At 62.9% G+C, this 14,365-nt stretch carries 11 protein-coding genes; 8 read left to right on the plus strand and 3 right to left on the minus strand.

Annotation, left to right across the window (positions count from 1 at the left end; genetic code table 11):
- Positions 1–5: 5 nt before the first annotated feature.
- Positions 6–1,466, minus strand: a complete 1,461-nt coding sequence (locus DVR09_RS12705; protein ID WP_115417237.1) for a leucyl aminopeptidase — start codon at positions 1,464–1,466, stop codon at positions 6–8.
- A 100-nt stretch (positions 1,467–1,566) separates the two neighbouring features.
- Between DVR09_RS12705 and DVR09_RS12710 the strand changes: the two genes are divergently transcribed.
- The 4 genes from DVR09_RS12710 (at position 1,567) to rsmA (ending at position 7,268) form a co-directional block, all read left to right on the plus strand.
- Positions 1,567–3,963: an LPS-assembly protein LptD gene (locus tag DVR09_RS12710; protein ID WP_115417239.1), complete on the plus strand. Its 2,397-nt coding sequence runs from the start codon at positions 1,567–1,569 to the stop codon at positions 3,961–3,963.
- A 143-nt stretch (positions 3,964–4,106) separates the two neighbouring features.
- On the plus strand, positions 4,107–5,441 hold the full coding sequence (locus DVR09_RS12715) for a peptidylprolyl isomerase (RefSeq protein WP_115417240.1): 1,335 nt from the start codon (positions 4,107–4,109) through the stop codon (positions 5,439–5,441).
- 8 nt (positions 5,442–5,449) lie between these two features.
- Positions 5,450–6,451, plus strand: coding sequence for a 4-hydroxythreonine-4-phosphate dehydrogenase PdxA (gene pdxA, locus DVR09_RS12720; RefSeq protein WP_115417242.1), 1,002 nt, complete (start codon positions 5,450–5,452; stop codon positions 6,449–6,451).
- Positions 6,444–7,268 carry a 16S rRNA (adenine(1518)-N(6)/adenine(1519)-N(6))-dimethyltransferase RsmA gene (rsmA, locus tag DVR09_RS12725; protein ID WP_115417243.1) on the plus strand — a complete coding sequence of 275 codons (825 nt, stop codon included), beginning with the start codon at positions 6,444–6,446 and terminating at the stop codon, positions 7,266–7,268. Before pdxA ends, rsmA begins: the two co-directional genes overlap by 8 nt.
- Here the strand turns inward: rsmA and DVR09_RS12730 are convergent.
- Entirely contained in the window at positions 7,265–8,044 is a 780-nt protein-coding gene (locus DVR09_RS12730; RefSeq protein WP_115417244.1) for a DUF2189 domain-containing protein, read from the minus strand. The two genes, rsmA and DVR09_RS12730, sit on opposite strands and share 4 nt — an antisense overlap.
- Positions 8,045–8,102: 58 nt before the next feature.
- Positions 8,103–10,199 (minus strand): malate synthase G, encoded by a 2,097-nt coding sequence (locus DVR09_RS12735; protein ID WP_115417245.1) that lies wholly within the window; start codon positions 10,197–10,199, stop codon positions 8,103–8,105.
- Between the two features lie 132 nt (positions 10,200–10,331).
- Here DVR09_RS12735 and DVR09_RS12740 point away from each other — a divergent pair, with 132 nt between their 5' ends.
- From DVR09_RS12740 to DVR09_RS12755, 4 genes are all read left to right on the plus strand, one after another.
- Entirely contained in the window at positions 10,332–11,540 is a 1,209-nt protein-coding gene (locus tag DVR09_RS12740) for a hydrolase (RefSeq protein WP_115417246.1), read from the plus strand.
- Complete coding sequence (locus tag DVR09_RS12745) at positions 11,537–12,553, plus strand: arginine N-succinyltransferase (protein ID WP_115417248.1); 1,017 nt, start codon at positions 11,537–11,539, stop codon at positions 12,551–12,553. Before DVR09_RS12740 ends, DVR09_RS12745 begins: the two co-directional genes overlap by 4 nt.
- Entirely contained in the window at positions 12,550–13,803 is a 1,254-nt protein-coding gene (locus tag DVR09_RS12750; RefSeq protein ID WP_115417250.1) for an N-succinylarginine dihydrolase, read from the plus strand. The genes DVR09_RS12745 and DVR09_RS12750 overlap by 4 nt, the downstream gene beginning before the upstream one ends.
- 114 nt (positions 13,804–13,917) lie before the next feature.
- Positions 13,918–14,199, plus strand: coding sequence for a hypothetical protein (locus DVR09_RS12755; protein ID WP_417319463.1), 282 nt, complete (start codon positions 13,918–13,920; stop codon positions 14,197–14,199).
- Positions 14,200–14,365 lie beyond the last annotated feature (166 nt).

Consider the following 14,365-nt stretch of genomic DNA (forward strand, 5'->3'; position numbering starts at 1 on the left):
CGTCGTCAGCCCTCCAGCGTGTCGCGAACGAAGCGGTCGACGAGGCGCACGCCATAGCCTGTCGCACCCTTGCCCCAGGTACGGCCCGGCTTGTCCGACCAGACCATGCCTGCCACATCGACATGCGCCCAAGGGGTATCGTTCTCGATGAAACGCTGCAGGAATTGTGCCGCCGTGATCGATCCGGCCGCCTTGCCGCCAATGTTCTTCATGTCCGCGATGGGCGAGTTGATGAGCTTGTCGTAGGCTGGCCCGATCGGCATCCGCCAGTTGCGGTCACCGGTGACCTCGCCCGCCTCGTGCAAATCCTTGGCCAGCTTGTCATCGTTCGAGAACACGCCGGCAAACTCGTTGCCGAGCGCAATGATCATCGCACCCGTGAGCGTCGCAAAATCGAGGATGCGCTCGGGCTGGAACTCTTTCTGCGTCCAGTGCAGTGCGTCGGCCAGCACCAGACGGCCTTCGGCATCGGTATTGAGCACCTCGATGGTCTGACCGCTCATCGACGTGACCACGTCGCCCGGGCGCTGCGCCTTGCCATCGGGCATGTTTTCGACCAGCCCCATCACGCCCACGACATTGGCCTGGGCCTTGCGCGAAACCAGTGTCAGCATGGCCCCGGCGACCGCGCCTGCGCCCCCCATGTCCCACTTCATATCTTCCATGCCCGGCCCGGGCTTGATCGAAATGCCGCCGGTATCGAAAGTGACACCCTTGCCGACGAGCGCGGTCGGTGCGTCGCCAGGCTTTCCGCCATTCCAGCGGATCGCCAGAATCCGCGATTCACGTTCCGAACCAAGGCCCACGCCGAGCAGCGATCCCATGCCCAGCTTTTCCATGTCCGCTTCGTCGAGCACGATCAGTTCGGCCCCGGTCCCTTCGAACCGATCCTGGCAGCGTTCCACGAAGCTTTCGGGATAGAGAATATTGGCGGGCTCCGTAATGAGCTGGCGCGTGAATTCCACGCCCGTCGCGACATGGGCCATGTCGTCCCACGCTGCCTCGGCCTCCTCGGGCGCGCCGACAACGTGAACCGAAGCCAGCGTGACCTTCTGATCGTCCTTCATCTTCGTACGATAGACGTCATAGCGCCAGTTGCGCAGACGCAGACCGAGCAGCACGCACGCCGCCTCCTCGCCCGACAATCCGCTGTCCGACAGGTCGAGTACAAGCTCCTCGTTCCCGCTCGACTGATACTTGGCGGCGAGCGCAGCCCCGGCCTTTTCCAGGTTGGCCAGGCGCGCTTCGTCGTTCTTGTCGCCCGCTCCGGCGATGGCCACACGCAAAACCTGCCCGTCGCGCTCGACGAAACCGTCGAAGATTTGTCCGGCATTGCCTTTGAAGCGCGCGGCTTCCATGCCTTCGGTCATCGCCCTATCGAGACCGGCGGGGATCTTGCCCTTATCCGTGACTTGAGCAACAAGGCGCGCAACCTGCGGACGGGACTGGCTGAACTGAATCTTCATGGAATCTCCGGAAACAATATCTGGTCGGGGCGGCGGGGTCCACGGCCGCCCATCGAGGATGGCGATTGCGATTAGGCGTGGCCGGTGCGATAGGCAAGCCATGCTCCCGCCTGCAGAGATAGCATTGCCAGCCAGCCGGGAGGCCGTCAGGCCCGTGACCTGGATCGCCAGCGGGGTCGCTCTCGCCCTGGCTGCGCCACTGGCCGCGCAGTCCGCCGCCGACGACGTCGGGACGGTGGTCGACCCGCAAGATGAACCGGGGGATCCACAACCCGACCAACCGGCCCTCGATCCCCAGGGCGACGTGGACGATCTCCTAACGGTCCCCGATCCCAATGCCGACCTCGACCCGCCCCCCGTTGCGACCGGCGAGGAAGGGATCGACACAGATGGCAATCGCGAGATCGATTTCGAGGCGGATATCCTCGAATACAGTGCGGACAGCGACAATGTGACCGCCAGCGGCAATGTGGTCCTGCGCAGCGGCGATCGTTCGCTGCGGGCCGATACGGTGAGCTGGAACCAGCAAACCGGCGTGATCGTGGCATCCGGCCGGGTGCGCTTCGTTGACGAGAACGGCAACCAGCTCTTTTCCGAGCGCGTAGAGCTGACCGATGAGTTCGAAGCCGGCGCGATGGAGAACCTTCTGCTTGCCCTGCGGCAAGGCGGGCGCCTCGCGGCCCTCCGTGGGATGCGGGAGAGCGACGGCACGATTGCCTTGCAGGAAGCCGCCTATAGCGGCTGTTCCGTCGTCACGCCGCAAGGCTGTCCGAAAGATCCGAGCTGGCGGATCACGGCAGAACGGGTGGTTTACGATCCGCAAAGCCAGAGAATCAAGTTTACGGGCGCGTTTCTGGAATTGTTCGGCGCGCGAATCCTCCCCCTTCCCGGCCTGGCGGTGCGGACCGATGGCGGCGCCGTGTCGGGGCTACTCGTTCCCGACCTGCGGTTTTCCAAAAGCAACGGGGTGGAGGTGTCGGGCAGCTATTTCCTGCGCTTCGCGGATAATCGCGACCTGACACTGACCACCCATGTCTATACCCAGGCCGCGCCGATGGTCGCCGCGCAATGGCGGCATCTGACGGAAAGGGGCGCCTATCAAATCACCGGCTATGCCACCCATTCGCAGCGCATTTCCACCTTCACGGGCGCGCCCAATAGCGAGGAAGAGTTTCGCGGCTACATCTTTGCCAACGGCAAGTTTCAGCTTTCCCCGGACTGGAGCTTAACCGGATCGATCCGCCGAACGACGGACCGCACGTTCCTGCGCCGCTATGATATCAGCCGCGATGATCGGCTACGCTCCACCCTCGAGCTCGAGAGGATCGGCAGCAACACCTATTTTTCCCTCGCCGGCTGGGCGACGCAGACACTGCGCCTCAACCAACCCCAGGGCGAAGTGCCGATTGCCCTTCCCGTGCTCGACGCCCGCTGGCGGCCCGACATTCCGCTAGTCGGCGGGCAGCTCGAGCTTCAGCTCAATACGCTCTCGATTTCTCGGGATATCGGGCAGGATACTCAGCGCGCTTTTGCCCGCGCGCAGTGGGATTTGCGCCGCATAACCGGGCTGGGGCAGGTGGTTACGCTGACCGGCATGCTGCGCGGCGACGTCTACCATTCGGATGAGAACTTTCTGACCACGACAGCCAGCTATCGTGGCAATCCGGGCTGGGAATATCGCGGCGTCGCTCTGGGTGCTCTCGATGTTCAATGGCCCTTCGTCGGAGAGGCTTTCGGCGGCACGCAGGTATTCACGCCGCGCGTCCAGTTGGTGGCCACCCCGCCGATCAAGAACCTCGCCATTCCAAACGAGGATGCCCGCGCGATCGACCTGGAAGATTCGAACCTGTTCGCGCTCAATCGCTTCCCCGGCTACGATCGGGTGGAAGACGGGGCGCGGATTACCTATGGCCTGGATTGGTCGCTGCGTATCCCCGACTGGGAGCTCAAGACAACGGTCGGGCAATCCTACCGGCTCGACAGCGATCGCGACATCCTGCCCGTCGGAACCGGCCTCTCGGAAAAATTCTCCGATTTCGTGGGCCGTACCGAAGTCCGGTATCGCGACTTTCTCAAATTTACCCACCGCTTCAGACTGGACAAGGACAGCCTGGCCATCCGCCGCAACGAAATCGACGCGGCGGTCGGGTCCAGCAAGACCTACGCCGAACTTGGCTATGTCCGGCTCAACCGGAATATCACGCAGGTAGAGGATCTACAGGACCGCGAGGAATTGCGCGGTGCCGTGCGCATAGCTTTCGCCAATTACTGGTCGGTTTTCGGCTCGGGAGTGTTCAACCTGACCGACCGCGAAGAAGACCCGATGTTGTCTTCGGACGGGTTCGACCCCATCCGTACTCGTCTGGGCGTCGCCTATCGCGATGATTGCCTCGAGCTGGGCGCGACCTGGCGCCGTGACTATATCACCTCGGGCGATGCCCAGCGCGGGGATACCTTCCAGTTCTATTTCAGCTTGAGAAATCTGGGATTCCGCTAGCCCGCGCTTATTGGCACCTTGCGCCAAACACGCTATCCGGCGCGCAACTATCAGCTTTGGTTAAGCCGCGCCGCTGCATGACAGGCGGCATAATCGGGCATCGAGACGATGCCGCAAAACAGGTTCGACACGTGACTGCAAAAATGTTTTCCCGACTGCTCTCCGTCGCTGCAGCCGCTGGCCTCGCCGCTACGCCCATTGTCGGTCAAGCCCAGCAGGCCACGGCACAGGGCGATTTACTCGGCCTTCCAAGCGATCTCAGCATGTTGGGTGAGACCGACCCCAATCGCCGCGTGGCAACGGCACTGGTTAACGGTTTCGTCATTACGGAAACCGACGTCAATCACCGCGTCGCCTTGCTTCTAGCGGCGAACCAGCGCCCAGTGAGCGATGAGGAAATGATCCGTATCCGCATGCAGGTGCTACGCAATCTCATCGACGAGACCCTGCAGATCCAGGCTGCCGAAGCACAGGAAATGGAGCTTCCCCAAGCTGAAGTCGACCAGACGTACAACCGCGTCGCGGCGCAGAACTTCGAACAGAACCCCCGGGCGATGGACGAATATCTTCGTTCGATCGGCTCCTCGCCCGAATCGCTGAAGCGCCAGATCAAAGGCGAAATGGCATGGAACAACCTTCTGCGCCGGAACGTCTCGCCCTTCATCAACGTCTCGGCCGAGGAGGTGAACGAGCTTATCGAACGGCTCGAAGCTTCGCGCGGCACCGAAGAATATCGGCTCGGTGAAATTTACCTCTCGGCCACCCCGGAAACGCAAGCAGCGGTCGAGGCCAACGCCAACAAGATCGTCGAACAGTTGCGCCAAGGCGGCAGCTTCGTTGCCTATGCGCGCCAGTTTTCCGAAGCCTCGACCGCGGCGGTCGGTGGCGATCTGGGCTGGATCCAGCTCGCGCAGCTCAAGAACGCGGAACTGGAAGCCGTCGCCCGCGAAATGAACCCCGGCCAGCTCGTCGGGCCGATCCGTATTCCGGGTGGTTTTTCCATCCTCTACCTGATCGACAAGCGGCAGGTGCTGATGGCAGATCCTCGCGATGCCGTACTCAGCCTGAAACAAATCCAGATCACTTTCGATCCCGGCACTTCGGAGGCAACCGCGCAGCAGCGAGTTGCCCGCTTTACCGAAGGTGTGCAGGCGATCCGTGGCTGCGGCGATGCCGAAAATGCCGCCTCGGCATTGGGTGCCACCGTGGTCACCAACGACCAGATCCGCGTGCGTTCCCTGCCCGATCAATTGCAGAATATTCTCCTGCAGCTTCAGGTCGGCCAGTCCACTCCGCCCTTCGGTTCGTTCGAAGAAGGCGTGAGGGTTCTGATGCTATGTGGCCGCGACGACCCTCAGGTCGCGGAAGGCCCGGACTTCGACCAGCTGATGGGTCAGCTCGAGAACGAGCGTGTCGAAAAGCGCGCTCAGCGGTATCTCCGCGATCTGCGCAACGACGCTTACATCGAGTATAATTGACGAAGGACATGGCTGCCCTCGCCGTCTCGCTTGGCGATCCGGCGGGGATCGGGCCTGAGATCATCGCCGAAAGCTGGGCGCGGCGCCACGACATGGCGCTTGCGCCCTTCTTCGTGCTGGGGGGAGCGGGCGTTCTTGCCGAAGCGGCAGGGGCGCGCGGTCTAGCTGTCGAAATTCAACGCATCGAGGCGCCCTCGCAAGCGGCACGCGTCTTCGAAAATGCCCTGCCGGTCCTGGGGCAGGAAGATTGCGATGCGATACCCGGCAATCCGGACGATCAAGGCGCCGCGCTGGCGATGCATTCGCTCGCAGAGGCAACCCGGCATGCTTTGCTGGGGACAGCCTCGGCAGTGGTGACTGCACCGATAGCTAAGGCCCAGCTAGCCCGCGTCGGTTTCGAATATCCCGGCCAGACCGAATTTCTTGCGGATGTGTGCGGGCTGGAGCGCGAGGATGCAGTCATGATGCTCGCGGGACCAAGCCTGCGCGCCGTACCGCTGACCGTCCACTGCGCGCTTGCCGACGTGCCCACGCGGTTGACGCAGAGCCTGATCGAGCACCGGGCGCGCATCGTGGCCCAGGCATTGGCACGCGATTTGGGCATTACCTCCCCGCGTCTTGCCGTCTGCGGATTGAATCCTCATGCAGGCGAAGGGGGGCGTTTCGGTGACGAGGAAGCGCGCATTATCGAACCGGCGATCGAGGCGCTATCCGCCGAGGGGCTGCGCATAACCGGCCCGCATCCGGCAGACGCCCTTTTCACGCCGCGTGCCCGCCAGACTTACGATGTGGCACTGGCGATGTACCACGATCAGGCGCTGGTACCCCTGAAAGCTCTCGATTTCGACGAGGGCGTGAACGTTACGCTCGGCCTGCCCATCGTGCGAACCAGCCCCGACCACGGCACGGCCTTCGACATCGCGGGCAAGTCGCTTGCTCACCCCGGTGCCATGATCGCCGCGCTGAAACTGGCAGGCGACATGGCGACGCGGCGTGCCAGCCATGGCTGATCTGCCCCCCTTACGCGAAGTGATTGCCCGTCACGGGCTCAGCGCGTCCAAGGCGCTGGGCCAGAACTTCCTGTTCGACGAACAATTGCTGGACCGGATCGCCGCCATTCCGGGCGATCTTTCAGGCAAGCAGGTGCTCGAAGTCGGCCCTGGACCCGGAGGCCTGACCCGCGCCCTGCTGCGCAGCGGTGCGAGGGTTACCGCGATCGAGATGGACAAGCGCTGTCTCCCGGCTCTGGCCGAGTTGGGCGAGGCGTTTCCGGGGCAGCTACGCGTGATCGAAGGCGATGCGCTCAGGCTCGATCATGCCGAGCTGATGGGCGGCGAGCCCTTCGCCGTGCTCTCCAACCTGCCATACAATGTCGGAACAGCGCTGTTCGTCCGCTGGCTCGGTGGAGAGCGTTGGCCGCCCCTCTGGACCAGCCTCACGCTGATGTTTCAGCAGGAGGTTGCCCAGCGGATTGTCGCCCGGCCCGGCGGCTCGATCTACGGTCGGTTGGCGGTATTGGCACAATGGCGCAGTGACGCGAAGCTGGCGATGAAAGTCCATCGCAGCGCCTTCACCCCGCCGCCCAAAGTCATGAGCGCAATTGTCCATGTCGAACCCGGCGCGATGCCCGAAGGCGTTTCGGCGCGGATACTGGAACGGCTGACCGAAGCCGCATTTGGCCAGCGCCGGAAAATGTTGCGCCAAAGCCTCAAAGGCGTTTCCGGCGCGGTCGAGGCGCTGGCAAAGGTCGGGATCGACCCGCAAAGGCGCGCCGAGACTGTCTCGGTGACGGAATTCGTTGAGCTGGCGAGAATCCTCTCCGTTTAGCCGACCTGGCCGACGATGCGCCGGTATAGGTGCCAGGTCGCATGGCCGAAAACGGGCAGAACGATGAGAAGGCCCAGAAAAGCGGGCAGCATCGCCACCAGCAGCGACGCAGCGATCACCGCTGCCCAGACACATAGCAAGACCATATTCGCCCTGAACGCCGCAAGGCTCGCGATGATGGCAGTGAGGAAATCGACTTCACGATCCACCAGCATCGGCAGGCTGACAACCGTCACCGCATAGAAGGCCAGAGCCAGGATTGCGCCGACCAGCGTACCGACCGCCAGCATTGCCATCCCCTCGGGCGTGGCAAAGGCGGCCAGCGATTCCGATCCAACACCGGATTCGGCGAGGAAAATCGCGAAAATTCCATGCGCGATGATCATCCAGAAACTGAACGCGACGAACACGATGCCACCCATCATGATGAGCTGTTCGTCACCCCTGCCGCGCAGAGCCCCGAGTACGGCGCCCCAGCCAATCGGCAAACCCGCCTCGCGGCGGCGGCTGACCTCGTATAATCCGACTGCGGTGAACGGCGCGATCAGCGGAAATCCGGCCACCGCCGGGACGAACCACATCGGCTCGCCCCAGCGCATCAAGGCCACGAACAGGAACAGACCGGCCGCCACATAGATCGACGCGAAAAACAAGCCGAATAGCGGCCTGGCGAGGAAATCCGCCAGCCCCGCTCTAAGCGCACGGCCAAGATCCCCGATGGTGAGATCATTCGCGACCTGTTCCACGGATGCTGCGACATTGTTGGCGGCCTGCATGACACCGTTCCTCCCTTCCCACTTCCGGGAGATAGTCTGCATCAGGCCGCCCAGTGCATCAAGCGCTCGCCTTCTTTCTGAGCCTCCAGGCGTGCAGCAGCGGTTCGGTATAGCCGCTCGGCTGTTCGACGCCCTTGAAGATGAGGTCCTTCGCCGCGTTGAACGCCGCGCCGTCTTCGTTTTCCAGCAGCGGCTCGTAGGACGGGTCGCCCGCATTCTGCTGGTCCACCTTGGCGGCCATGCGGCGCAGGCTCTCCATCACCTGCTCTTCCGAGATCACGCCGTGCAGCAGCCAGTTGGCGATATGCTGGCTGGAGATGCGCAATGTCGCGCGGTCTTCCATCAGGCCGACATCGTTGATGTCCGGGACCTTGGAACAGCCCACACCCTGGTCGACCCAGCGCACGACGTAGCCGAGCAGACCCTGGCAATTATTGTTCAGCTCCTCACGGATTTCCTCTTCGGACCAGTTCACCCCATCGGCCAGCGGAATGGCGAGCAGCTCGTCCAGCTTTGCGGCATCGCCCAGACCCTTCTGGATCTCGAACACGTCTTCGCGGTGATAATGGATCGCATGCAGCGTCGCGGCGGTCGGGCTGGGAACCCATGCCGTATTGGCGCCGGCGCGCAGATGGCCGATCTTCTCGATCATCATCTGGCCCATCAGATCGGGCGCGGCCCACATGCCCTTGCCGATCTGCGCCCGGCCCGAAAGGCCGTGCGCGAGGCCGATGCCAACATTGCGCGCCTCATACGCCTTGAGCCAGGCGGAGTTCTTCATCTCGCCCTTGCGCATCATCGGCCCGGCGCGCATCGAGGTGTGAATCTCGTCACCCGTCCGGTCGAGGAAGCCGGTGTTGATGAAGACGATCCGGTCCCTCACCGCATGGATACAGGCGGCGAGATTGGCCGAAGTGCGGCGTTCTTCGTCCATAACGCCAACCTTGATCGTGTGGCGCGGCAGGCCGAGCAGGTCCTCGACCGCGTCGAACAGATCGTTGGTGAAGGCGCATTCCTCCGGCCCGTGCATTTTGGGCTTCACGATATAGATCGAGCCGCAGCGCGAATTGCCGTGCTTCCCCAGCCCCGCAACGTCCTGCGCGCCGATGGCGCTGGTGACGACCGCATCGAGAATGCCTTCGGGAATGTCCGCCCCGTCCCAGCGCATCGCCGGATTGGTCATCAAATGGCCGACATTGCGCACGAACATCAGGCTGCGGCCGGGCAGTGTGTGCTGCGTGCCATCGGCATCGGTGTAGCTCTTGTCGCCTGCCAGCTTGCGCGTCAGCGTCTTGCCGCCCTTGTCGAAGCTTTCTTCCAGATCGCCGCGGATAACGCCCAACCAGTTGGTGTAGGCGAGCAGCTTGTCCTCGGCATCGACTGCCGCGACCGAATCCTCGCAATCGGCAATGGTCGTCAGCGCGGCTTCGAAATTGATGTCGGCCAGGCCCAGCCGATCGGTCTTGCCGACCTGGCTATCGGGATCGACGACGAGTTCGATATGCAGGCCGTTATGCCGGAAAAGCGGCCCTTTGTCGGTTGTGCCGACCTGTTGCGAAGGGTCGGCGAGGGTCGCGTTTTCCAGACTGTCGAGCTCGCTCCAGCTGCCCGATGCCAGCGGCACGATTTCGTCGAGCAGCTCGCGCCCTTCGGCGATCACCGCCGCGCCGCGATCCTCGTCATAGCCGCCGGGGCGCGCGGGCGGCGCGTCGAGCGCATCGGTCCCATAGAGCGCGTCATACAGACTGCCCCAGCGCGCATTGGCGGCGTTGAGCAGGAAGCGTGCGTTGAGAATCGGCACCACGAGCTGCGGCCCGGCCATGGTGGCGATTTCGGGATCGACATTCTCGGTCCCGATGGTGAAATCGCCCGGTTCGGGGACGAGATAGCCGATATCGGTCAAGAAAGCGCGATAGTCTTCCGCGTCGTGCGACTTGCCCGCGCGCTCCGTATGCCACGCATCGATTTTGGCCTGCAAATCCTCGCGTTTTGCCAAAAGCGCACGATTGCGCGGGGCGAAACTGCCGAGCAATTGCGCAAGGCCCTGCCAGAATTCATCGACATCGCGGCCAAGCGGGCCAAGCACTTCGGTTTCGATGAACTCGGCAAGCTGCGGGTCGGCTTCGATCCCGGCGCGCGTAACGTATTGGGTCATGGAACTCCTCAGGCAGATGTAAGGCTGGCAATGTCGAACCCGGGGAGGAGCGGCACGGTCTATGCCGCCACCGGTTGATCAATGCAAGGTGCGGGGTGGACTTGCTTCTGCACACGATTAAGGACGTTACACATGAAACCAGGCACTGCCCCACAGGCCCTCATCGATACTATCGACGCAGATACCATGCTGCGTCAGGTTCAGGAATGGGCAGCGATCAATACCGGGACCGCCAACATCGAAGGGCTCGACCGGATGGCGGGCGTGCTCGCCGATGCCTTCAGCACGTTGCCGGGCAATGTCGAACTGGTCGACCCGGCCACGGTCACCGCGATATCGAGTGAAGGCCACGAATTCGAAAAGCCGCATGGCAGGCACATGGTTTTGCGTGTGCGACCGGAGGCCGAACGCCGCTTCGTGCTGACCGGCCACATGGACACCGTCTTCCCCGTCGATCATCCGTTTCAGGAAACCACCTGGCTCGACGACGACACGATCAACGGCCCCGGCACTGCCGATATGAAGGGCGGCCTCAACGTCATCCTGCACGCGCTCATGACTTTCGAAACAATCGAGGGGGCAGAGCGCGTCGGTTACGATGTGATGATCAATTCGGACGAGGAAACCGGCAGCCTCGCGAGCCGCGGACTGATCGAGGAGCTCGCACGCGGGAAATATGCCGCTCTGACCTACGAGCCCAGCGCCCTGCCCGATGGCACGCTTGCCCATGCGCGCGGCGGGACGGGCAATTACTCGATCACCTTCACCGGCAAATCCGCCCATGCGGGCCGCAATCCGCATGACGGGCGCAACGCTATCGTCGCTGCCAGCGACCTGGTGCTGCGGATCAAGGCGCTGGAGGCGGAGGACATCACCGTGAACCCGGCCAAGATCGAAGGCGGCAGCGCGAACAATGTCGTGCCCGATCTGGCCATCTTGCGGTTCAACATTCGCCCTAAATCGACCGACGCGATGGCTCGCTTCGATGGCGAACTGGCTTCGATCCTGCGCTTGATCGAAACCGAACACCAGGTCGGCATCCACCGTCATGGCGGTGTCACCCGCCCGCCCAAGCCGGTCGATGAAAAGGCCCAGCGCCTGTTCGATCTGGTCAAGGCCTGCGGTGCCGAACTCGGTCAGCAGATCGGCTGGAAGAGCACGGGCGGGGTGTGCGACGGCAACAATATCGCCGCTACCGGCGTGCCAGTGGTCGACACAATGGGTGTGCGCGGCGGGGCGATTCACTCGCCCGACGAATTCATGATCGTACCTTCGCTTCGGGAACGCGCCGCTTTGTCCGCGCTCGTTCTGGCGAAGCTATCCACCGGAGACCATTTGTGACCTTTCGCCTGCGCGCTGCGCATATCAGCGACCTCGAGCACCTGTATGAGATGGCCAAGCTGACGGGCGGCGGTTTCACCAACCTTCCGGCTGATCGCGCGGCGCTCACCAGAAAGCTCGAGCGCGCGGACGAGGCGTTCTCGCGCACCGAAGACGTGCTCGGCGACGACATTTTCACTCTCGTTCTGGAAAACACCGACACGGGTCAGGTGCGCGGAACCTGTCAATTGTTCAGCCAGGTCGGCCAGCAATGGCCATTCTACAGCTATCGCCTCACCACTCTGACCCAGCAAAGCCAGGAACTCGATCGCACGGTACGCGCCGAATTGCTGAGCCTCGTCACCGATCTGGAAGGCTCCTCCGAGGTGGGCGGGCTGTTCCTGCATCCGGGCGAGCGGGCCGGCGGGCTCGGCTTGCTGCTGGCGCGCAGCCGCTATCTCTTTATCGCGATGCACCGCCACCGCTTTGCCGACCGGATTTTGGCGGAACTGCGCGGGGTGATCGACGATCGTGGCGGATCGCCCTTCTGGGACGGTGTGGCAGGCCGGTTTTTCGGCATGACTTTCCAGGAAGCCGACTATTTCAACGCCATCAACGGGAACCAGTTCATTGCCGACCTGATGCCCAAGCATCCAGTCTATGTCGCCATGCTGGACGAAGAGGCGAAAAAGGTGATCGGCGTGCCCCACCCCTCCGGTCGCGCTGCCATGCGTATGCTCGAGAACGAAGGCTTCGCCGCCGAAGGTTATGTCGACATTTTCGATGGCGGCCCGACTATGACGGCGCGTACCGACAACGTGAAGAGTATTGCCGCATCGACGCCGAGCCGTGTTTCTGCGACCGATCTGGATAGCGGCGAGCGCGCACTGATCGCCGCCGGCACGCTGGGTACTTTCCGAAGTGCCTACGGTATGCGCGAGATTGCGGATGACGGTTCGGTCGTCATTGATGCGGCCTGCGCCGAACTGCTCGAAGTGAGCGAAGGCGACCAAGTGTGGAGCGTTGCGCGATGAGCGGACTGGTCGAAATCAATTTCGACGGGATCGTCGGACCAAGCCACAATTACGCGGGCCTCAGCCTCGGCAATATCGCCAGTGCGAGCCACAAAGGCGATGCGTCCTACCCGCGCGCCGCGGCGCTGCAAGGCATCGCCAAAATGCGCGGCAATATGGAACGCGGCCTGGTGCAGGGATTTCTGCTGCCGCTACCGCGTCCCAACTACGGCTTGCTTCGCGATCTCGCGGTCGCCGAGGATACAGAGCGCCCCCTGCTTGCGGCGGCCTGGTCGGCCAGTTCGATGTGGACTGCCAATGCAGCCACCGTCAGCCCGGCGCCCGACACCGCCGATGGGCGATGCCATCTGACCCCGGCCAACCTCGTCACCATGCTTCACCGCGGGCAGGAATGGCGCGACACGCAGGCGCAACTGAAGATCGCATTCGGCAACGAACGCCACTTCGCCGTGCACGATGCCGTGCCGCCCAGTTTCGGCGACGAGGGCGCAGCCAATCACATGCGCTTTTGCGAAAGCCATGATGCGCCGGGCGTCGAAGTCTTCGTCTATGGCAGGCCCGGTGGACGCTTCCCGGCGCGCCAGCACGAACAAGCAAGTCGCGCGGTCGCCCGACTTCATGGGCTCGATCCCGGCCGCTGCGTGTTTGTCGAGCAGAACCCCGAGGCGATCGAAGCAGGCGCGTTTCACAACGATGTGGTCGCCGTGGCGAATGAGACGGTGCTTTTCGCGCATGAACGCGCCTTTGCCCGTCGCGAGGATGCCTATGGAGCGATTCGCGAAGCGTTCCCCAAGCTGCAATTGGTCGAGGTGCCGGAGAGCGCCGTCAGCCTCGAAGAGGCGATCAAGACCTACCTCTTCAACGCTCAATTGCTGACGCTACCGAGCGGCGACATGGCGCTGGTCGTGCCAAGCGAATGCCAGGAAAGCGCCAGCGTATGGGCATGGTGCGAGCAGATGCTCGCCTCGAACGGTCCGATCCGGCAGGTTATTCCCGTGGATGTGCGCCAGTCGATGGCCAATGGCGGTGGCCCCGCCTGCCTGCGCCTGCGCGTGGTTGCCGATCCAGCCACGGTCGATGCGCGATTCCTGCTCGACGATGCCAAGGCGGATCGAATCGAATCGGTCATCGCCCAGATGTGGCCCGAGCGAATCGAGCCCTCCGACATCGGTTCAGAAAGCTTGGCGAAAACAGTGATCGAGGCGCGCGAAGCCCTGCTCACCGTCCTATCGCTGGACGAACTCGCTTAACCCAGCATTTCAAGAGTTAACGCGCTGGACCGGTTTGTCGGGCATTCTTACACTGGCGCTTGTATTAACCACCGAATCACCCGGAAGTCCTGCGCTGGCACGGGCTTTGCTGGTATGGTCGTTAACCAGGAGATCGACGCGCACGTGCTTACCAGGGTGAAACGGCTATTCGTGATCAAGACGCGTTTCGAGGCGTATCTGATCATCTTCGCACTCGCCCTGGGCGCGATGACACGCGGCGCGCATTACACAGTCGAATATCCCGGCATCGGCGGTTATCTGCTGTTCGCAGCCACGGCGGGCGCGGTCTTCCTCGGCGGCGCCAAGATCCTCGATGCGCTCAGATATGAGCGCGAAGCCCAGGCGGCAGAACTGCAAGACGCCGGTACCGACTGACGCGGCAATACCGATGCCCCCCTTTTTGGGTCAAAAAGGGGGCTTATCCTGCACGCTTTGAGGGAAAGCGAACTCCCTGCGACATCGAGTCTTTGCCTGCGTTCCAAGGCCTATTGGGGCTAGGACGAGGAGTTCCTCCGCCGATGCGAGAGCGAGCTTGCTCTAA

Origin of the sequence: Erythrobacter aureus (assembly GCF_003355455.1) — a bacterium.
Taxonomy (GTDB): Bacteria; Pseudomonadota; Alphaproteobacteria; order Sphingomonadales; family Sphingomonadaceae; genus Qipengyuania; species Qipengyuania aurea.